The organism is Synechococcus sp. MIT S9451 (assembly GCF_047304725.1).
In the GTDB taxonomy this organism is placed as follows: domain Bacteria; phylum Cyanobacteriota; class Cyanobacteriia; order PCC-6307; family Cyanobiaceae; genus Synechococcus_C.
Map to the genome: position 1 here is coordinate 688,121 of NZ_CP138971.1, position 19,471 is coordinate 707,591.

At 57.9% G+C, this 19,471-nt stretch carries 24 protein-coding genes and 1 tRNA gene; 10 read left to right on the top strand and 15 right to left on the bottom strand.

What is annotated here, in order from left to right:
- The first annotated feature begins 185 nt into the window (after nt 1–185).
- A complete protein-coding gene (locus SIB72_RS03640; RefSeq protein WP_371410852.1) occupies nt 186–998 on the top strand; it encodes a mechanosensitive ion channel family protein in 813 nt (270 codons plus the stop codon).
- A gap of 59 nt (nt 999–1,057) precedes the next feature.
- On the opposite strand, the gene SIB72_RS03645 is transcribed toward SIB72_RS03640, so the two are convergent.
- The 6 genes from SIB72_RS03645 to SIB72_RS03670 all read right to left on the bottom strand — a co-directional run bounded on the left by SIB72_RS03645 (nt 1,058) and on the right by SIB72_RS03670 (nt 7,624).
- Nucleotides 1,058–1,846: an ABC transporter permease gene (locus tag SIB72_RS03645; protein WP_115119142.1), complete on the bottom strand. Its 789-nt coding sequence runs from the start codon at nt 1,844–1,846 to the stop codon at nt 1,058–1,060.
- A 1-nt stretch (nt 1,847) separates the two neighbouring features.
- A complete protein-coding gene (locus SIB72_RS03650) occupies nt 1,848–2,645 on the bottom strand; it encodes an ABC transporter permease (protein ID WP_413744629.1) in 798 nt (265 codons plus the stop codon).
- The gene (locus SIB72_RS03655) at nt 2,645–3,619 is read right to left on the bottom strand and encodes an ATP-binding cassette domain-containing protein (protein WP_413745032.1); all 975 of its coding nucleotides are present in this window, start codon (nt 3,617–3,619) and stop codon (nt 2,645–2,647) included. Before SIB72_RS03655 ends, SIB72_RS03650 begins: the two co-directional genes overlap by 1 nt.
- Before the next feature lie 64 nt (nt 3,620–3,683).
- Nucleotides 3,684–6,428, bottom strand: coding sequence for a valine--tRNA ligase (locus SIB72_RS03660; RefSeq protein WP_413744630.1), 2,745 nt, complete (start codon nt 6,426–6,428; stop codon nt 3,684–3,686).
- Between the two features lie 72 nt (nt 6,429–6,500).
- Complete coding sequence (locus tag SIB72_RS03665) at nt 6,501–7,127, bottom strand: 2OG-Fe(II) oxygenase (protein WP_115119146.1); 627 nt, start codon at nt 7,125–7,127, stop codon at nt 6,501–6,503.
- Complete coding sequence (locus SIB72_RS03670) at nt 7,124–7,624, bottom strand: protein phosphatase (protein ID WP_115119398.1); 501 nt, start codon at nt 7,622–7,624, stop codon at nt 7,124–7,126. The genes SIB72_RS03665 and SIB72_RS03670 overlap by 4 nt, the downstream gene beginning before the upstream one ends.
- Nucleotides 7,625–7,720: 96 nt before the next feature.
- Between SIB72_RS03670 and SIB72_RS03675 the strand changes: the two genes are divergently transcribed.
- A complete protein-coding gene (locus SIB72_RS03675) occupies nt 7,721–7,978 on the top strand; it encodes a hypothetical protein (RefSeq protein ID WP_115019772.1) in 258 nt (85 codons plus the stop codon).
- A gap of 60 nt (nt 7,979–8,038) precedes the next feature.
- Nucleotides 8,039–8,995 carry an oxidoreductase gene (locus SIB72_RS03680; RefSeq protein ID WP_413744631.1) on the top strand — a complete coding sequence of 319 codons (957 nt, stop codon included), beginning with the start codon at nt 8,039–8,041 and terminating at the stop codon, nt 8,993–8,995.
- Here the strand turns inward: SIB72_RS03680 and SIB72_RS03685 are convergent.
- The 3 genes from SIB72_RS03685 to SIB72_RS03695 form a co-directional block, all read right to left on the bottom strand.
- Complete coding sequence (locus tag SIB72_RS03685; protein WP_413744632.1) at nt 8,922–9,692, bottom strand: metal ABC transporter permease; 771 nt, start codon at nt 9,690–9,692, stop codon at nt 8,922–8,924. The two genes, SIB72_RS03680 and SIB72_RS03685, sit on opposite strands and share 74 nt — an antisense overlap.
- A gap of 4 nt (nt 9,693–9,696) precedes the next feature.
- Nucleotides 9,697–10,428: a metal ABC transporter ATP-binding protein gene (locus SIB72_RS03690; RefSeq protein WP_413744633.1), complete on the bottom strand. Its 732-nt coding sequence runs from the start codon at nt 10,426–10,428 to the stop codon at nt 9,697–9,699.
- A 48-nt stretch (nt 10,429–10,476) separates the two neighbouring features.
- Nucleotides 10,477–10,548: transfer RNA gene (locus SIB72_RS03695), tRNA-Val, on the bottom strand.
- Between the two features lie 25 nt (nt 10,549–10,573).
- On the opposite strand from SIB72_RS03695, the gene SIB72_RS03700 reads away from it, so the two are divergent.
- On the top strand, nt 10,574–11,086 hold the full coding sequence (locus tag SIB72_RS03700) for a metal-binding protein (RefSeq protein WP_413744634.1): 513 nt from the start codon (nt 10,574–10,576) through the stop codon (nt 11,084–11,086).
- A 34-nt stretch (nt 11,087–11,120) separates the two neighbouring features.
- A complete protein-coding gene (gene mazG, locus SIB72_RS03705) occupies nt 11,121–11,987 on the top strand; it encodes a nucleoside triphosphate pyrophosphohydrolase (protein ID WP_413745033.1) in 867 nt (288 codons plus the stop codon).
- A gap of 68 nt (nt 11,988–12,055) precedes the next feature.
- Here mazG and SIB72_RS03710 read toward each other — a convergent pair whose 3' ends face one another.
- Nucleotides 12,056–12,220: a hypothetical protein gene (locus tag SIB72_RS03710; protein WP_413744635.1), complete on the bottom strand. Its 165-nt coding sequence runs from the start codon at nt 12,218–12,220 to the stop codon at nt 12,056–12,058.
- Between the two features lie 368 nt (nt 12,221–12,588).
- On the opposite strand from SIB72_RS03710, the gene SIB72_RS03715 reads away from it, so the two are divergent.
- Entirely contained in the window at nt 12,589–12,840 is a 252-nt protein-coding gene (locus SIB72_RS03715; protein WP_413744636.1) for a hypothetical protein, read from the top strand.
- Nucleotides 12,833–13,261, top strand: coding sequence for a hypothetical protein (locus SIB72_RS03720; protein WP_413744637.1), 429 nt, complete (start codon nt 12,833–12,835; stop codon nt 13,259–13,261). The genes SIB72_RS03715 and SIB72_RS03720 overlap by 8 nt, the downstream gene beginning before the upstream one ends.
- 335 nt (nt 13,262–13,596) lie before the next feature.
- Here SIB72_RS03720 and arfB read toward each other — a convergent pair whose 3' ends face one another.
- Nucleotides 13,597–14,034: an alternative ribosome rescue aminoacyl-tRNA hydrolase ArfB gene (arfB, locus tag SIB72_RS03725; RefSeq protein ID WP_413744638.1), complete on the bottom strand. Its 438-nt coding sequence runs from the start codon at nt 14,032–14,034 to the stop codon at nt 13,597–13,599.
- A 336-nt stretch (nt 14,035–14,370) separates the two neighbouring features.
- The gene (locus tag SIB72_RS03730; RefSeq protein ID WP_413744639.1) at nt 14,371–15,018 is read right to left on the bottom strand and encodes a hypothetical protein; all 648 of its coding nucleotides are present in this window, start codon (nt 15,016–15,018) and stop codon (nt 14,371–14,373) included.
- A gap of 755 nt (nt 15,019–15,773) precedes the next feature.
- On the opposite strand from SIB72_RS03730, the gene SIB72_RS03735 reads away from it, so the two are divergent.
- On the top strand, nt 15,774–15,929 hold the full coding sequence (locus SIB72_RS03735) for a hypothetical protein (RefSeq protein ID WP_170953800.1): 156 nt from the start codon (nt 15,774–15,776) through the stop codon (nt 15,927–15,929).
- Nucleotides 15,930–15,955: 26 nt separating this feature from the next.
- Here the strand turns inward: SIB72_RS03735 and SIB72_RS03740 are convergent, their stop codons facing one another.
- The gene (locus SIB72_RS03740) at nt 15,956–16,645 is read right to left on the bottom strand and encodes a hypothetical protein (protein ID WP_413744640.1); all 690 of its coding nucleotides are present in this window, start codon (nt 16,643–16,645) and stop codon (nt 15,956–15,958) included.
- A 136-nt stretch (nt 16,646–16,781) separates the two neighbouring features.
- Here SIB72_RS03740 and speE point away from each other — a divergent pair, with 136 nt between their 5' ends.
- Both speE and speB read left to right on the top strand, forming a co-directional pair.
- Nucleotides 16,782–17,645, top strand: a complete 864-nt coding sequence (gene speE / locus SIB72_RS03745; RefSeq protein WP_413744641.1) for a polyamine aminopropyltransferase — start codon at nt 16,782–16,784, stop codon at nt 17,643–17,645.
- Nucleotides 17,642–18,553: an agmatinase gene (gene speB / locus SIB72_RS03750; protein ID WP_413744642.1), complete on the top strand. Its 912-nt coding sequence runs from the start codon at nt 17,642–17,644 to the stop codon at nt 18,551–18,553. The genes speE and speB overlap by 4 nt, the downstream gene beginning before the upstream one ends.
- Nucleotides 18,554–18,565: 12 nt before the next feature.
- Here the strand turns inward: speB and SIB72_RS03755 are convergent, their stop codons facing one another.
- Both SIB72_RS03755 and SIB72_RS03760 read right to left on the bottom strand, forming a co-directional pair.
- Nucleotides 18,566–18,931: a Crp/Fnr family transcriptional regulator gene (locus SIB72_RS03755; protein ID WP_413744643.1), complete on the bottom strand. Its 366-nt coding sequence runs from the start codon at nt 18,929–18,931 to the stop codon at nt 18,566–18,568.
- A gap of 164 nt (nt 18,932–19,095) precedes the next feature.
- On the bottom strand, nt 19,096–19,395 hold the full coding sequence (locus tag SIB72_RS03760) for a hypothetical protein (protein ID WP_244281495.1): 300 nt from the start codon (nt 19,393–19,395) through the stop codon (nt 19,096–19,098).
- Between the last annotated feature and the right edge of the window lie 76 nt (nt 19,396–19,471).

Below are 19,471 nucleotides of genomic sequence, written 5' to 3' on the forward strand. Positions count from 1 at the left end.
GCAATATGGGCAGCCACCTCGCGGCAGCACTCAGACGTCCTGTTCTGTTTGGGCTTGGGGTCTCGCTGTATGCGAGCTGGATCATTCATCAGCTCAATGAAGACCTCGGGCTGGGGCTGCTGGTTCAAGCTGAAGTCAACCGGATCTCCACAACCCTGGTAATCGCCAGCATCACCTGGGCCGTGATGAATGTTGGCCAGACCGTACTGCTGTCGGCATCGATGCGGCGCTGGATCCAAATCGAAGATCAGCAAGATGAGTCAATGCTGATCAATGTGATGAGCAGGCTTTACACAATTGTGGTACTTGTGATCGCCACTGCAGCCCTGATGGTGAACTTTGGGGTTCCCTCTGGAGCCATTGCCACGATGCTCGGCGGCGCTGGCATCGGCTTTTCCTTTGCTACCCAGCAGATCAGCCAGAACTTCCTCTCTGGCTTCATGCTGTTTTTTAATCGGCCCTTCAGGGAAGGCGACTGGATCAACGCCAACAATCTGGAAGGAACAGTTGAAAAGATTGGCTGGTACTACACACGAATTCGCACCTTTGATCGCCGACCTCTTTACATTCCGAACTCTTTATTTGCAACCAATCCAATTCAAAATCCTGGCGAAATGTACAACCGCAGGATTCTCGCGAACATCAGTCTTCGCTATGAAGATCTTGGAGCAATTAATGGCATCACCCAAGAAGTTCGCAGCCTCTTGCAACAGCATCCAGATATCGACCAAAGCCAGTCAATACTCGTCAACTTCAACGAATGGGATGCATCGTCGATCAACATGATGGTTTACTGCTTCACAAAAACTACGATATGGAAAGACTGGCTTGATATTCAGCAATCGATCTTTCTCGATATTGCTGCCGTTGTTCAGCGCAGCGGTGCCGATTTTGCCTTTAATTGCACAACGTTGTATCCAGCACCGGGCTCCGATTCAAACGCAATCACTCAGTCACTGAATCGAGGCGATCAGACGGGATCAAGCCAAACAGCATGAAGCCAGCATCAAGCACCCAGCCAACCCTCCCTTCAAAAGAGCAACGAGCTCCATTCCGGCTAACTCGATGCTGAGGTGTAGTGACGCAAAGCAAACATCCAGAAACCACGTGCAGCGGTGAAGAATCCAGCGGCCAAAATGATCCCTAAGGCCAACAACGGCAGTGAGGCCCGGCCCAACAACACCTCCGCCGGGACGGTGGTGAGAAACGCCACCGGCAGCACCAAGGTGAACAGGAGCCGCAGCGGTGCGGGGTAGGCCTCGATCGGATAACGGCCCGAGGCCAACAGAGCGCGCAGTACTTCCGTGGCATTCCAGGTCTTCACGAACCAGATGCTTGTGGCTGCGATCAGGAACCACAGGGAATAGAGAATCACACCACCAACCACCAACATCACCAGCACAGTGACCAACACAGCTGGCGTGAACACAACACCGGATTGGTGCGCTCCCCAGCCCGCCAGGCCCAGCCCAAGAACCACTTCCGACAAGCCCGCGGGAGCAAACGTCCGCAGCGACACCCAAAACTGACTGTCGATCGGCTTGAGCAGCACGAAATCCAGAGTGCCCTCACGCACATGGGTCACGATCGAGCCGAGATTGGGCCGCAGCCAGGCACTGCTCATGCCATCAAACACGGTGTAAAACCCCTGCACCATCAGGGCCTGGTTCCAGCTCCATCCACCAAGCTCACGGCCTGGGCCAAAAAAGAGGGATAACAGCAGCAGGCTGCCGCCCAGGCTCAAGGCCACCGCCAACAGTTCGATCAGCGCATTCGCCTGATACTCCAGCTGGGTTGCCAAAGCCGTTCCCCAGAAACGTCGCAAGGTGCGCCAGTAACGCCCCATCTCAAGCCCCCATGGCGCTGTAGCGCCGCACGCCGGCTCGCCACAGCAACAACACCAACGGCAGCAGCAGCAGCACCCAGCCCAGCTGTGCTGCAAAACCCCCAGCCAAATTGACCGAATCCCCCGAGAGCACCCGAGCAGGAAAATCAATCAGATAGGGGAAAGGGGTCCACTGCACCCACGCCCGAACAGCTGGGGGAAAGGCCGTCAGCGGAGCGAGCAGCCCTGAAAAGAACAGGAAAGGAAGAAACAACAAGCGCTCCAGAGCTGTGGCTTTCTCACTCCAGAAACAGAGAGAGGCGATCAGGCTCTGGAGCAAAAAAGCGATCGCAAACGCCATCCAAGTGGCCATCCAAGCCAGTAACAAGCCTCCGAGAGAGGGCACCCAGAACGCCTGGGGCTGAATCAAAAAGAACAGCGCAGCGATCAACGCTGCAAAGGGCAAGCGCGTGAGCTGTTCGCCAAGATGCGCAGCCACATAGCGCCAGAGAGGATGCAAGGGCTGCAACAGGTATGGCGACAACCTTCCCAACAGCGCATCCTCCTCAAAGGCGTAAACCACCCACACCACCGAAAACTGGCGCACCAGAAAAGCACTGAGGAAATACCGGTCCAGAGCGACTCCGTCCAACCCCAGCTCGGCCCGCGCCGCACTGCCGCTCCAGAGGCTGAGCATGATGAAGGGCAGCACTCCAGAGAGAGCCCAGAGGGCGATCTCGGCTCGGTACTCCAGCATGTGCGCGTATTGACTGCTCAACAGCGCCCGAATGATGCGCCAGTTGAGCCCGAAGATCCTCATCAGAGACTCCCCTGACGGAACAACTCACCGATCAGCTGATCGATCGGTGGATCATTCACTTCCAGATCCCGAACCTCAAAGCGCTCAAGGATCTGAGCCAACACGCTGGTGAGCAAAGCAGGGTCCACCCTGAGGTTGACCTCGCAGTTTTCAAGACGGTCAAGCTGCCCCAAAGCGGCGAAGGCCTCCGCTGGAGCCGGCTGTTCCAACTCAAGCCGCACATGGCGCTCCGGCGCCAAACGACTGGCCAAACGATCCAAAGCACCATCGTGGAACAGCTGCCCCTGGTGGATGAGCATCACCCGTGGGCACAGTGCCGTGATGTCAGCCATGTAATGGCTGGTGAGCAAAACAGTGGCTCCAGTGCGCCGGTTGTAGTCCGCCAGAAACTGACGCACCCGCATCTGGGCGTTCACATCCAGCCCCAGAGTCGGTTCATCCAGAAACAACACCTCCGGCTCATGCAGCAGGGCTGCCAGCAACTCCGCCTTCATGCGCTGTCCAAGCGACAACTTGCGCACCGGACGAGTGAGCTCTTCGCCGAGCTCAAGCAGATCGGAGAGCTCGTTGATCCGCCGGCGGGCAACGCGATCAGGGATGCCGTACACCGCTGCGTTCACCCGCAGCGAATCCATGGGCGGCAAGTCCCAGATGAGCTGTTGCTTCTGGCCCATCACCAGCGTGATGCGTCGCAGAAAATCGGGATGGCGACGTTGGGGTCGATGACCAGCCACCAACACCTCGCCGGCGCTGGGATGGATCAAACCACACAGCATTTTGAGCGTGGTCGTCTTGCCGGCACCATTGGCGCCGAGAAAGCCCACCATTTCACCGGGAGCGATCGAAAAGGACACCCCCTTGACCGCGGACACCTCACGATGGCGACGGCGCAAAAAATGCTGCAGGGTGCCAGCGAGACCAGGTTGCTTGTCGGCGACCCGATAGGTCTTGCTCAGCCCTTCAACCGAAATCAGCGAGGAATTCAGCGGTCGCCTTCAGCTCTCCCATCAGGCTAGAGATCGATTCTGCTGAAGACGATCAGCTGAGATCGGCGAGGCGTTTGCGGGCCAGATCCGCCTGAGCCTGCTTCTCCGCCAGATTGGCCTGGCATTCCGCCACCACCTCCGGCGGTGCCTTATCAGCGAAGTTGGGATTCCCAAGGCGACCTGCCAAACCCTTGATTTCCTTCTCAGCCTTGGAGATGTCTTTCTCCAGGCGAGCCGTTAGCGCTTCAAGGTCCACCAGGCCTTCAATCGGCAGCAACACCTGCAGCTCACCGCTCACACCAGCCAGAGCCTTCGCCACCGGTGATGCTTCCGACTGGTCTGGCGTCATCACCTGCACCGATTCAGCCCGGGTGAGGGCGGTGATATCGGCCGTTCCCCGCTGCAACATCGCTGCCAGATCGCCGCGGCCACTCACGAAACGCACCGGCACAGACTGCGACGGCTTCAAGCCAGCCACCGCCCGCAGGTTGCGCACCACGCGAATCGCCCCAATCAATTCCGTGAACGAGGCCTCAAGGCCATCATCCAGTGCTGCCTCATCCACAGCCGGCCATGCCTGAAGTGCCAAAAACGTGGTCTCCGATGCCGCGGTGACGCTGTGCCAGAGCTCCTCGGTGAGGTGCGGCATCAGCGGATGCAACATCAGATGCATCTGGCTGATCACCTTGGCGAGTACCTGCCGAGCCGTGCGCTGGTCGGCAAGCGCTTCGGCGCTGGAATTCTCACCAGGGTTGAGCCGCCGTTTGCTCAACTCCAGGTACCAGTCGCAGACATCGTTCCAAGCAAACTCATAGAGACCCTTGGCCGCTTCTCCCAGGCCATAGCTGCCGTAGCGCTCAGCCGTTTCGCGGTTCACCCGCGCCAGCCGGGAGAGAATCCAGCGATCTGCAAGCTGCAGTGCGGCTGGATCGGGATCCCCTAGTTGGGCCGGCGTCTCACCGCCAAGATTCATCAGCGCAAAACGGGTGGCGTTCCAAAGCTTGTTCGCGAAATTACGAGAGGCCTCCACCGTGGCGGACGTGTCCTTCTTTCGGTCGTAGTCGACGCGGATGTCCTGTCCAGCGCCGGCCACCTCGCGAACGAGCGCAAAGCGCAGAGCATCGGTGCCATACCGCTCGATCAGCAGCAGCGGATCGATACCGTTGCCAGCGCTCTTGCTCATTTTGCGGTTCTGCTCGTCCCGCACCAGGCCGTGGATGTAGACATCCTTGAAGGGCATCTCACCGGTGAAGGCACCGGCCATCATCGTCATCCGAGCCACCCAGAAAAAGATGATGTCGAAGCCCGTCACCAGCGTGCTGGTCGGATACCAGCGCTGGAGGTCGGCACTGTCGGCATCCGGCCAGCCCAACGTGGAAAACGGCCAAAGACCGCTGGAAAACCAGGTGTCGAGCACGTCCTCGTCCTGCTCAAGCTCCGCAGCCTCGCCGTACTTCGCTTGGGCCTTCTCCAGGGCTTCGGCTTCGTTCCGCGCCACCACATAGGGCGTGCTGTCGGTGTACTTGCCGTTGGTCTCACTGATCACGAACCAAGCGGGAATGCGATGGCCCCACCACAGCTGGCGACTGATGCACCAGTCGCGGATGTCGGTGAGCCAGTCGCGATAGACCTTCTCCCAACGTTCAGGAATGAAACGGGGGTCCTGGTTCTCCAGCGCCTCTCGGCAGCGAGCTGCGAGGGGCTCGGTCTTCACAAACCACTGGGTGGAGAGCAGCGGCTCCACCGGCACTTTGCCGCGGTCTGAGTAGGGAACGCTGTGGCGATAATCCTCCACCTTCACCAGCAGACCCAGCTGCTCAAGCCCGGCCACCACAGCCTTGCGAGCTTCGAAACGGTCCAGGCCCTCAAACTGCCCAGCCTCCTGATTCATGGTGCCGTTCTTGCGCATCACCGTGATCTGAGGCAGACGATGGCGCTGACCAATCGCAAAATCGTTGGGATCATGCGCGGGCGTCACCTTGACGCAGCCGGTGCCAAAGTCCTTCTCAACATGGTCGTCCGCCACGATCGGGATCTCTCGACCCACGAAAGGAAGCGTGAGGGTCTGACCGACCAAATGGGCATAACGGTCGTCGGTGGGATTCACCGCCACCGCGGTATCACCAAGCATCGTCTCGGGCCGGGTGGTGGCCACCTCCAAATGGCCTTCACCACTCGTCAATGGATATCGGAAATGCCAGAGGTGACCATCCACCTCCTTCATCTCCACCTCCAGGTCACTCACCGCCGAACCAGAGGCGGGGCACCAGTTCACCAGGTATTCACCGCGGTAGATCAGGCCCTGATCATGCAGCCGCACAAAGGCCTCCTTCACGGCCTCACTCAGCCCCTCATCGAGGGTGAAGCGTTGGCGTTGCCAGTCGACCGAATAACCAAGACGGCGCAACTGGCCCACAATCCGACCGCCGCTCTCCGCCTTCCACTCCCAGGCCCGCTCAAGGAACGCCTCCCGCCCCAAATCGTGACGGGTCTTGCCCTCCTCTTTGAGCTGTTTCTCAAGGATGGTCTGCACCGCAATCGAGGCATGGTCAGTACCCGGCAGGCAGAGCACGTTCTTCCCAGCCAAACGCTGGTAACGCACGATCGTGTCGATCAGAGCCGTGTTGAAGGCATGGCCCATGTGCAAGCTGCCGGTGACGTTCGGCGGCGGAATCACCACCGAGAACGGTTCACCTGGCGCTTTGGGATCGGGGTGAAAAGCTCCCTGCTCCTCCCAGGCCTGCTGCCAGCGGGCCTCGGTGCCCACCGGGTCATAGGTCTTGGCCAGCTCGGACACGAAACGCGTGCATACACAGCCGCCCATGCTCGCAAAGCATCGCTAGGGCGCGAACTGCCACTGGCCAGACACTCAGCCCTTGGCTAGGCGCCGGAGATAAGCCTCACGGGAACCGGCATTAATCCAACCGGTCGCGATCGTCTTGCTGAAGCTGGCGTTCACGCGGCCGCGGTGGATGTGGGATGGCCCCGCCGGAAAGATCACCAGCTTCCCCCGCTCCGCAGGCTCGTGGTGGTCCTGCCAGTGAAATTCAGTACCAGCCTCAGCAACCGTGTCGCAGTAGAGAATCCAGGCCAGCACACGATGCACCGGTTCAGTGGCTTCATCACTGATGGTCCAGTCGCAGTGCCACTGCTTGAAACCCTCCCCAGGGGCATAGCGCTGCAGATTGAAAATCGGCATCACGAACAGCTCCTGATCGGGACAAACCGAACGGAACAGCGGCCGCTCCTGCAGGTAGCGGTCCAGCCCTGCCGTCACACCCCTGAGAATCACTTCCGAGAGAGCAAAGGCATCAGGATCGCTGCGATCGATCGCCACGAGGCTGATGTCGGTCGACACCTTGGCCGGTTCATCAGCACCGCCAGGACCAAAGGCCACTCCAGGCCGCTGCAAATCACTGCGACGATCAAAAAAGGCCATCACCCCATCGGCCACCGCCTCGAAGCCAGCGTTGCTGTAGCGCCCGATCAGCGTCATGCCCGAACCTCCTCAGCGTCGGATCCAACGGCCAGGTGCTGCCACGGGATCGCCACCACACCGTCCAACTGCTGCCAGCGGCTGCGATCCGGCACCACCCGATCCAGCAGACCCACCCGCTCAAGGGCCCTGGCCACACGCTCAATCTCCAGCAGCGCCGGATCAGCCGCCACCTGGGGCAGCACCAGCACCTGCTGTTCAGCCGGATCCGCTAGCACTTGCAACTCCAGATCACCCAGATCTCGCTCGAAAAACACCCTGCGCAGACGGCTGGTGAGCGGTGCACCGAGGGCACTGGCGAAATGCTCCAAGCTGTCGCGCTCCCCAGACAAGCCGCAATTCAGGGCCAGCCAGATCAACAACTTGGCCCAGCTGTCCACCGTCCAGAGAGGCGCAAAACTCTCACGGTGCTGGCGGATCAACTCAAGAACCGCGAAATCAAACAGCGTGGCCTGCAGCCGAACCGGTTCAGGCGGCGTGGAAGGAGACGTGCTCATCCCTCCATCCTGACGGAAAGAGCGAGACCAACCTGTGCGGACGAGGCTGCCTGTCGGCAATTCACAAGGCAAACTGTGGAGAGCTGAACGCATCCGATGACCCTGGATCTGAACGATCCCGAACTCGAGTTTTCGGATCTTGTCTACGCCTATCAGAGCTGGGTGATGGCGGTGATCAACGACGAAAAGCTCGACAGCGAGGACATCTTGCTGAGCGATGAGATCACAGAAGACGCACTGAACTCGATGCGCTTCCTGCCCGGTGAAGTCACCAGTGCGATCGAGACCAGCCTTGCCCGTGTCTACGACGTGGATGCCGACGAACTCGCGGCTCTGCTGTTCCCCGAAGACTGACTGCGCCCCGCAGTCGTCGCTCGCAGCTGGCCAGACTGGCTGTCGCTTTCGATCGACTGCATGGGCTGGGCTGCTGCCGATATCCCCGACCAGCAGGGCCGTATTGCCCTGATCACCGGGGCCAATAGTGGTCTGGGGTTGGAAACGGCACGGGCCTTGCAGCGCAAGGGAGCCACCGTGGTGATGGCCTGCCGCAACCTGCGCAAAGGAGAGGAAGCAAAACAGCAGCTTTTGCTGGACAACGAGGGTGGGGCCCTCGATCTAGTGGCGCTTGACCTGGCCGATCTCACCAGCGTCAGCCGCTGCGTGGAGACGATGCACAACCGCTACGGGCGCCTTGACCTTCTGATCAATAACGCCGGAGTGATGGCACCGCCGCGGATGCTCAGTCGTCAGGGCCTGGAACTGCAACTCGCCACCAACCACCTTGGGCCGATGGCCCTCACGATCGACCTACTGCCGCTGATGGAACAGCAACGGGATCCAAGGGTGGTCACCGTCAGCTCTGGTGCGCAGTATTTCGGCCAAATCGCCTGGGACGATCCAAACGGCGAGCAACGCTATGACCGATGGCAGGCCTATAGCCAGAGCAAACTGGCCAACGTGATGTTTGCCCTGGAGCTCGATCAACGGCTACGGGCAGGCGCGAGCAACGTCAGTTCCTTGGCGGCGCACCCAGGGCTGGCCCGCACCAATCTCCAACCCACGTCGGTGGCGGCCAATGGCTCCTGGATCGAACCCCTGGCCTATCGATTGATGGACCCGCTCTTCCAGAGCGCAGCCATGGGAGCCCTACCCCAATTGCATGCCGCTACGGCGGCCTCAGCCCAAAGCGGTGAGCATTACGGTCCGGATGGGCTCGGTGGTTTCCGCGGCCATCCCAGCCGCCAGCCTGTGGCTGCGGCCGCCAGGGATGCCGCCCAGCGCAAACGTTTCTGGGAACTCAGCGAATCCTTGATCCAGGCAGCAAAAGGCCCAGACAGGCCACACCGATCAACGGACCTGGCGGCAGGTTGAGCAACAGGGCGAGAGCAAAGCCAGCACCGCTCAGGGCCATCCCCACCAGAGAAGAGCGCAACATCGCTGCCCTCAGGCTGGTAACGCGATGCAGGCCAGGCAACACGGGCGCACAGAGCAAGGCAATCACCAAAACCACCCCCACCGCCGCCATCGCGCTGACCACGACCAGGGCAGTCACGAAGGCCAGCGCCAGACGAAGTCCGCGGACAGGCAGGCCAACGGCAGCGGCCCCATCGGGATCAACCCCGAGGTAAACCAGGCTGCGGTATGAGCAGACCACCAACAGCAGCAGTGAGGCAGCCGCGATCAGCGTGCGCAACAGATCGCTGCTGCCCACGGCCAAAAGATCACCGAACAAAACAGCCTCGAGATCAAGGCGCAGATTCAGCAGGGGGATCAACAACACCCCCAGGCCGAGGAAACCGGCCAGCACAGTGTTGATCACAGCTTCGTGGCTGCGACCATCGCGCCGCTGCAATCGCTCTGCCACAAGAGCACCGAGCACTCCGCTGAGCACACCCCCGAGGGCCGGATCAAGACCAAGGGCGAGGGCGACCGCCAACCCAGGCAGCACAGCATGGGAAATCAGATTGCTCTGCAGCAATCGGCGCTGAGTCACCAGCAACGTTCCGGTCGCCGGGCAGAGCAGCCCCACCATCAGCGCCATCAGCAACGGCAGAACCCACCAAGGCATCGCATCAACCACAGGCGTGATTCCCCATATCGGTGAGTGCCGTGAGCGCACCCCGCACCTCGGCCGGAGTGCCGTCTGCCAGCAGCCGGCGATCGAGCACAAGCACGCGGTCGTACACATCCAGAGCCTCGCCCCAGTCGTGACTGCTCACGAGCAGGCTGTATCCCGCATCGGCAAGCTGGCGCATCAAACGCAGCAACTGCTGACGAGCCGGGGGGTCAATGGCGGCACAGGGTTCATCCAGCAGGAGAACCCGAGCAGGCTGCATCAGGGCACGGGCCAACAGGGTGCGCTGTTGTTGGCCGCCGGACAGGGCATCGAGACGGCGACCCGCCAACGCCTCCAAGCCAACACGTTGCAGCGCTGCAGCAACATCACAGCAGACGCTGCGGGGAGCCTGCACCTGACCTAGTGCCACCATCTCCCGCACCGTGATTGGAAAAGCCCAGTCGATCCGGCCCCGCTGAGGCATGAGAGCCACCCGGGGCCGACAGCGGCGGATCGGCTGCTCGCCAAGCCAGACGCTGCCAGCCGTGGGCATGAGCTGACCCTGAAGCAAATGAAGCAGAGTCGACTTGCCAGCACCATTGGCACCCACCAGTGCCGTGAGGCTGCCGGGAACCAAGCTGAAGCTCACATGATCGAGCGCCTGTTTGCCGTCATAGGCGAAGCAGAGGTCTTTGGCCCGGAGATGGTCAGCCTCAAGAGCGACAGAACGAGGGGCTGGCAGCTGCATCAGCGCAGGCCTCTTTGGCATGGTCTCGCCCATTCTGACGAGTGAAAGTGGGCGATACTGGGATCGAACCAGTGACAATCTCCTTGTAAGGGAGGTGCTCTACCGCTGAGCTAATCGCCCGTTGTGATCATTTTGCCTGAGCGCCGTGGCCAAAGGCCGTGACCATGACCGCGCCACGGCCCTGGCCTGTATTCCGTTCGGGTTGGTGGTCATGCCCGTTCTGGGGATTCCGGCTGGATGCATCGCTGGACTGTGCTTCCTGATCGGGGGCTTGTGGTTATCACCAGACCTCGACACCCGCTCCAAACCCCTGCATCGATGGGGGCCACTCAGAATGATCTGGTGGCCCTACCGCCGCCTCATTCCCCATCGGTCCCTGTTCTCCCACGGGCCATTGATCGGTATGAGCTTGAGAGTGCTGTGGCTTGTCGCTGTTGGTCTGATGGCCTGGCTGCTGCTGCGCAGCATCCCGGGGCTAGGGATCCCCGACCTCAACACCCTCAGCGCAATGGTGCAACAGCTGGTCCAGCAGCACCCAGGCTCTGTGATGGCAGCAGTCCTGGGGCTGGAAGCCAGTGTCTGGCTCCATCTCCTGCTCGATGGCGACCCCCTGCCGATGGAGTGGCACCGACATCGCCGCCAGAACAGGCGGCGATGAGAAGGTAACGGCAAGCATCGCGTGCTCCACCGTCATGGCCGACAACACCTCAGCCATTCCCAACCACCCTGATCCGTTGCGGAAACTGGAAGCGGTGGTGGCCCGTTTGCGCGATCCCGATCGCGGTTGCCCATGGGATCTCGAGCAAACCCACCAGTCACTGGTGCCCTACGTGCTGGAAGAAGCCCATGAAGTGGCTGACGCAATCCGCCACGGCGATGATGTCGATCTCAGGGAGGAACTGGGCGACCTCCTGCTGCAGGTGGTGCTGCATGCCCGCATCGCCGATGAGCACAAGCGCTTCAATCTGAACGGCGTGGCCGACGCCATCCTCGACAAACTGATTCGCCGGCACCCCCATGTGTTCGCCAATGGCGAAGCCAGCAACAGCGAAGCGGTGCGCCGCATCTGGGAAACGGTCAAAACGGCAGAACAGGCGGATCGAGCGGGTAAGCAGAAGCCATCCCCAAGTCCGTTAAGTGATCAACTGGCCCGCAAGGTGCGGGGACAACCCGCTCTGGCCGCAGCCATGACAATCTCCAAAAAAGCCGCCAAAGCCGGCTTCGAATGGGACGACATGGCCGGCGTATGGGAGAAAGTGCAGGAAGAGCTCGATGAACTGAAGGAAGCAGTCGCCTCAGGCGACAGCAGCCATGCCCAAGACGAGCTGGGAGACGTGCTCTTCACTTTGGTGAATGTGGCGCGCTGGTGCGGCCTCAATCCCGAAACAGGCCTAGCAGGCACGAACCACAGATTCCTTGACCGTTTCTCTCGGGTGGAAGCAGCCCTAGGAGGCAACCTGCAGGGCCAAAGCATCAAGCAATTGGAAGGACTCTGGCAACAAGCCAAAGCAGAGATCAAAGCTGAGACAACAATCTCGAATCGAAGCAACATTGCCTAGCGCAGCACCACTCTCAGAACATCGGCCAACAGCTCGGGCGCAAGCCTGCGCTGAAAGCTGAGTGCTGCTCAGAAATGACCACCCATGGAGCCCTCTGTCGTGCCCCAAAGCTCACGCTTCGTGGCATCAGCCTTGCGAATGCAATCCTGAGCCTCGGAGCGGGAGCGACAGTTGCGCGCTCTCTCTTCGAGAGACATCAGGCCAACCAGGCGGCCAAGAGTGTGCCGTGGCATTGCTGGCGTGGAGTCCATCAGAGCCCCCTCATCTCTCGTCTTGATTCAACGTTAACCGTGGCTTAACCAAGTGGCCATAGGCAGTCAAAACGTGGGGATGCACGTGGATCAACAGGCCGTGGCGTCAGACTTAGTTAGGGCTCAAAACTTTCAGGGCAATCAATTTTTTAGCCCAAATTGATCACCGAGTAGAGATTAAGGCCATCAACTCAAATCATCCTCCATGTTGAGGGAATCCCAAACACACAAGATTCAAGGGATTGCAGAATTCGCCTCACCAGCCAATCTGCTGCACCGAAATGATTAGCAATTCAAACAGGAGCACGGCTGCTTATTGACGAGCGAATTGACTGATCAATGCAGCATGATTGCAAAGCTCGTTAACACCAGCAGCCAACGGCCTGGCAGAAGCGACTGGAGGAGCAAATGGTCTTCAACAACAATCAAATCTTTTCCATCAAGGAATCAAGGAATCAAGGAATCAAGGAATCAAAACCAAAAATGCATCACAACAGAACAGCGACAAAGGCAACGCCGCCCAGGCATCAAGCAACAAAAATGACGTTGATGCAAACGTGAAAATCAATATTGCTTGTACAAAGCAATGCAGAGGTGGGTAACCTTTTAGAAACAAAAAATCTTTTAGCTGCCAAAGCCCTTCGTCGAAGGAGAACTTTTTTTCTTGCTTGTCTTCGGGGCAGCCGTTTTTCTCTCGGACGCAGAAGATTGATCTTTGAAAAACTGCCCATCAAGCCACACCGTGACAATATAAACAACAATGAGAACAGGAACGAGAACCAACCATTGATTCTCAAATTGATAAGGCAGATGCTGGATTCCAAAGATGGCCAGGTATCCAGTAATCAGAGTGAAGACAAAGCGTCGGATACTAGCAGGATTCAAAATGATGAAGCATATGCCCTTATTTTATCGATACGGCAGCATTATCAAGCTGATGGGGAGAAGAAGTCCATCATTATTCATCAGCCCCAGAAAGAGTTACCCAGAGGGATCATTCTTCTCGGCGAGCCTTTTTGCTGAACAAAAGCTAGAGACGAGTCTGGATCACAACCTGAATCGCTGCTCTTCCTCCAAAACCATGAGGGCTGATTCAACCTGTTCGTACATTTCGATCAAGAAGAAAGAAGGGGAACAAACCATCCTTAGATTGATATCAATACGGATTGACCCCCAATCTGGTCTCAGTCAACATCTGGCCTGCAGCATCGCATCACACTTTGATGATTCTGAGAAGACTCACGACCTAGAAAGATCCAATTCAGGCGATCAACAAGGCGATCAAAGCTGACATCAAGAAAATATAGATCGTTGCTCTGTACAACTCTGTTTTGCTGATCGAAGACCTGCTTGTGTATTCAGTCATCAAAAGAGTAGCGAGACTGTCTGCCTTTCTTGATTTCACCACGCTTTTTCTTGGCGTCAACCCTTTTGCGTTTAGAACTACGAGTTGGACGTGTTTCTTTACGCTGAGGTGGTGGTGGCTTGATCGCCTCCCTAATCAAATCCGCCAAACGCTTCAAGGCAATCTGACGGTTCTGAAATTGAGATCTCTCTTCAGAAACACAGATTCGCAAGCAACCATCAACAATCCTTGAACCATAAAATTCCAACAATCTTTGCTTTCGGTATGGTCCTAATGCCTCTGATTGAGAGATATTCCAAGACAATTCAACCGCAGTTTCAACTTTATTGACATTTTGCCCTCCTGCACCAGACGAACGGAAGAATTTCCAAGACAACTCAGCCCGCGGGATGCTGAGCCTTGGGTTAACCACCAGATCCGAATTAAGCATTCAATACTATTTGTGGGCTTTCCCCTTAGCTACAGGCTTAGGGATCAATGCATTGATAATTTCGGCATAAACAAAGACAAAATTTCTTATCGCCGAGAGCAGCAGATAAAAAAGCTTTCCGATGACCTTAAAAGTGGCAAGCATGGTCTCCATCAAGAGTTTCATTTCTCAAGCCACCCGCCTAACTGATTCGACGCCGAAAAGCTGGATTTGCCTCTTGATCGTGGCTAGATGCAACGAGTAGACATTTTGTTTCATACACAAATCACACTGACATACAAACGGCAGGGAGAGCTCTCGCTCCGGCTCGCCATTAAAAGGAATAGCAACCATGGTTCAGGCCTTCTCCTTGAGCTGACTTTTCAGAGCTTTGATTTGTTGGTCTAATTCAAGATTTGTTTTTTTAAGCTGTAGGCAGCGACTCCTAAGCTGACTGATCGACTGTTTAGAAATCACCTGCTCAAACTGAGAAATTAGGTCATCAATCCCAATCACAGATGGCTTGGAAAGCTTTGCCTTCCATCCGGTCAACTGCTTGACATCAGCCTCTGTCACCCGTTCACCAGCGAGCAACTTGCCTTCAACAACCTTCTTTGTCTTGTCATCTGCATTCGCCACACGCGAAAGTGTTCTGATACCAATCAAGTTGAAAGCATCTGCATCTAACTCAGTTGTGCTCAGCCACTTTTCCCATGAGTTTGCAAGGTCCTGAATCTCCTTAGCGCTGAAAGGGACTAGGCCTGATTTCTTGAATTGCGTCCATTCACGCGGGTTTGACTTTGACTTGCCGCGCAGAGTCTCCTTTAACTCAAAGAGATACTTGCCGCAAACGGCCAGATAAGCGCCAGTGGCCTGACGCAACTCAAAAACAGTCTCTTTCATCGTCTCCATCTGAAAATCAGAGAGGCGCGATGTTTCAACACCAGACTTGGCAAAGTCGACCGAGATGTCGGTGACCTGCTCAAGTCGCTGAACAAGGGGCATGGGCGACTACGCCAGACAGAGGCCTTGTAGCGCAGCTATTGGTCTGCAGCCAGTCTGGGATTGGACGAATCGTCCAATGGGGCCAAGAGCTTTGCCCTACAGAGAAACGCAACATCGGCCCATTCAACTCCTCCTGCCGAATCAAGAAGTACAATGCTCGCAATCCTGGGCCAGCTGCAGAAACTTTGTTGCTCAAATAAAGCCTTGCCAAGATTCCTGCTGAAGCGAGTGAAAGGAAACAGGGATTACACCTCAAAAGTCTTGCTTTAGCGTCAGTATTCGGCGCTTAAACGGTCCAGCCTTCTTGAAGAGGAGGCCTTGCTCACTGGAGCACCAGCCAAAGATCCATCCCAAAAGCATTCACATGAAGACAATAAAGACGCAAAAATTGGGTTAAATTGACTAAATAGGTTGAAGATTCGATTACTCCTGCGGATCCGCTTTGATCTGATTCTTCGCCTTAAGCGCCAACTTTTCAGCCACTGATGAAGCAAAAATAATCATTTAGGCCTTTAAACAAGCTTCAACCCTCTTGAGATTGACAAAATCGTGATGTGATCTGGTGTCAACGCATGCAAGTGTGTTCCCAGCCGCGGCCCACAGCTCGGACGCCTGACCCCTGCTCAACACCATTGTGTCCGGCACGGAGCAACCGGCATCGCCAGGCAAGCCGCGAGGAGACAGCAGCATGTAGGAGACAGCACCACCAACTTGCATAAATCGACACAGTCAAAGGGAGCCACTACCGGTAGTGTGTGGTCGTTCCAAGCGGACTACAGCTGGTGCTCAAGATCCTTGTTCTGGTGGTCTTCAGCCTGCAGACCTGGGCCATCTATGAGGCCAAACAGGCAGCAGCCGAAATCGAAATGACCCATGAAGGCGTGAAACGCCAGATCACCCCTGGTTGGTGATGCCTCGAGGCCTCCGATGATCCCAGTCATTCAAACAAGTTCGTTCTCAAAGCCTCAAACTTGCCGTCCCCACCGGATAAGCCATCAGGGATACGGAAATCAATCACATCCCATACAGGCCGATTGAGATAATTGCCAAGCAGCTGAGCATCCTCTCGAATCGCCGCGAGCGAGCCGTGGTCTGTCACATTCAAGCGGCTGCCGTCGCGACAAACCAAATTGAGTTCGTAGCTGTAATAGGAACTCTTATTGCCACGCACATATTCACGAATCAACTGAATCGCATGAACCTCCTTGAGGTTGTGAACGGTTGTTCCCTGGATGAACTGACTTGAAAACTGGTCAAAACAGCATTCCTTGCTGCGCATCCTCCAGATCAGAAACGCCCCGATCGCCACGAACAAGAGCGGGAACAGCAAAGACATCAAGAAGGCGCCAGGGTCCACACCTCCGGTCGATAGAGAAGCAATCGCAGAGATCAACCCAACTGCAAGGAACACTGCAGAAAATAGGTACGCGCTGAGGGTTGTCTTGAAGCTGAGGCTGGAACTCGTCAGGCTTTTGGTTCGTGTGGCCCGATGCGTGCAGAAATTCGTTCCTCCACCCACAAGCGGAGTCCACGCCACGTTCCAGGCCACTTCATCGTTGAAGCTGCTGAGATCCAGAAGTTCCCGCTTGTCCTGAAACACCGACAGCAGGCTCTGAACAAATCCCATCAGCCAACCTCTGCAACATTCACAGCCATGCTGCACCAGCCCAACAGGAATCAAGCGGCATTGGCAGACGACATTGTGGCGGCAGGACCCGACGCTGCCCTTAGCTGAAGACAGCAATCGCAAGGCTCAACCAGTCATGACCACTGCATCCCAGTCCGGAGGGGGCTGGATCGATGAACACCACGATGGGGTGCGCTACGGCCTCAAAGCGAAGCAACTGATAGAGGAGACCAGCCCTTTCCAGCGGATCACGCTGATCGAAAGCGAGCGCTACGGCAAGGGGCTACTCCTAGACGGCTGCTGGATGACAGCCGAACGTCAGGAACGTCACTACCACGAATCACTGGTGCATCCGGCCTTGTGCTCGGCTGCCTCAATCGAACGGGTGCTGGTGATCGGCGGTGGTGATGGCGGCACCGCTCGGGAATGCCTGCGTCATCCCAACGTGAAGCACCTCGACATGGTGGAAATCGATGGCCGGGTGGTGGAACTGAGCCAACAACACCTGCCAAGCATCGGCGGAGGCTGCTGGACGGATCCTCGCTTCCATCTGCATGTGGGCGACGGCATCGCCTGGGCCGCTGAGGCAGATGACGCGTCCTATGACGTGGTGCTGGTAGATGGCTCCGACCCCGTGGGACCAGCTGAGGGCCTGTTCAACCGGGCCTTCTTCAGCCACTGCAAACGGATTCTCAAGACGGGTGGTGTGTTCGCCACTCAGAGCGAATCGCCAGAGGCCTTCCGCCGCGTGCACATCGACACGGTGAAACTGATTCGAGACCTGTTCGGCCACGCCGATCCGCTCTATGGCTGGGTGCCCATGTATCCCAGCGGATGGTGGAGCTGGACCTTTGCAGCCACCGATGGCCCGCGCTATCGCCACCCACTGCCGGAACGGGCCGCTGCCGTGGCCGGTGGTTGTGAAATCTGGAGTCCACGCTGGCAGAACGGCGGTTTCGACGCCGTGCCCGCCTTCGTGGAAAGGGAGCTCGACTCATGAGCGGCAAGCTCCAATCGACGGATCTCGACCAGCTGTTTGACCGCGATGGCGCCATCTATATGGGTGCGCGCCGCGATCCGCAGGGCTGCCGCATCGGCCTGTTCGGTGTGCCGTACGACGGCACAACCTCATTCAGACCCGGCACCCGCTTCGGGCCGGCGGCCGTAAGGGAGGTGAGCAACGGCCTCGAGACCTACTGCCCGCAACTGCAGACAGACCTGGAGGATCTGGCCTATGTCGACCTCGGCGCCGTCGACATTCCCTTCGGCGCCCCGGAACCTGTGGTCAAGGCTGTGCAAGCAGCAACAAGCACAGTGCTCGATCTAGGCCTCAAGCCACTGATGCTGGGTGGCGAACACTCCATCAGCAGCGGCGCCGTGGCCGCCGTCGCCCAACGCCATCCGGAGCTCGTGCTGCTGCAACTCGATGCCCATGCCGATCTGCGCGACAGCTGGCTGGGGGCACGCCACAGCCATGCCTGTGCGATGCGACGCTGTCTGGACGTGCTCCCCAGTGGCCAGCTGCTGCAACTCGCCATCCGCAGCGGCACCCGCGAAGAATTCCAAGAGCTGGAACAGAGCCAACGCCGCATCAATCACCAACCCGACCAGTCCGGCAGCCAGCTGGCGGCCACGATGCGTTCAGCCCTGGAACCCCATCGCGGCAAGCCGCTCTATCTCACGGTGGATCTCGACTGGTTTGATCCCGCGATCATGCCCGGCACTGGTACCCCCGAACCGGGTGGCTTCTATTGGCACCACTTCGCCGCGCTGATTGACGTGCTCCGAGAGCATCAGCTGGCGGGCGCGGATGTGGTGGAGTTGGCTCCCCAGCTGGACCCCTCAGGCATCAGTAGCGTGCTGGCGAGCAAGGTCACCCGCAGCCTGCTGATGCTGCTCAACAACTGATCAATTCAGTGATCAGTAGTAATGACGAGCCTGGAGGCGCTGCTCCCGCAACCGGCTGTGCTGACGCTCCAGCAAGGCCAACACGATGGTGGGGTGCCGCAGAATCAGCTCGATAAACCGAGCCCTGGGCAAGCGCACGACGGCCACAGGCGTCAGTGCCAATGCATCGCAGCGATGGGTCAGACGCGTACCGGAAAGATCCTCGTAGCTGAAAATCTCACCGGGCCCATAGCGCATCTTGCCGGGTTCACCGGCAGCACTGAGCTCCACCATGCCGCGCTGCACTGCATAGATCGAATCTGAGGGTTCGCCCGCACAAAACACCCGAGCTCCGGTGGGGTAGGTGAGCTGATCGCCTTCCTGCTGATCAGCGAACAACTCAACCGGCGTTGGCAGTGGACTGGTAGAGAGCAAAAACGACGGAGACTTTCGTTCGACGGAATAATTCTTACGCAACGAAACAAAAAAAACACGTGTCGGACACAACACGTCCGCAACGCATGAGGAGTTTTTAATCCACAACAACCTGGCGGCTGGTGGGCTCAAGCGAGCGGCATGGAGCGCTCCTCAAGCTCCAACTGCAAGCCTGTAGGAGGCAACACCTGCTCATGCTCTTGCAACTGCGGCAGCGACGGTGGGCGAGCCGTCCAGTGATGACACCAGGCCACACGCGCTAGTTCGGCATGCACCGGCAGCCGTCTCAACCGGCACCATCCCACCACGGGCCCACTGGCGCCACTGGTTGACGCCGTGCAGTGATGGCAGCTGTGACAGCAGGCCTCGGACAACACCGCAAGGGGAGAGGGACGCTCACAGTAAGGACGCTTGCAAAAGCGAACCACGCTTCAGCTCGAATCTGCGGCTTTGCTTCCATTTCCCTCTCGCTACCCATCCAACCAGAGTCCATAGGATTCGGCC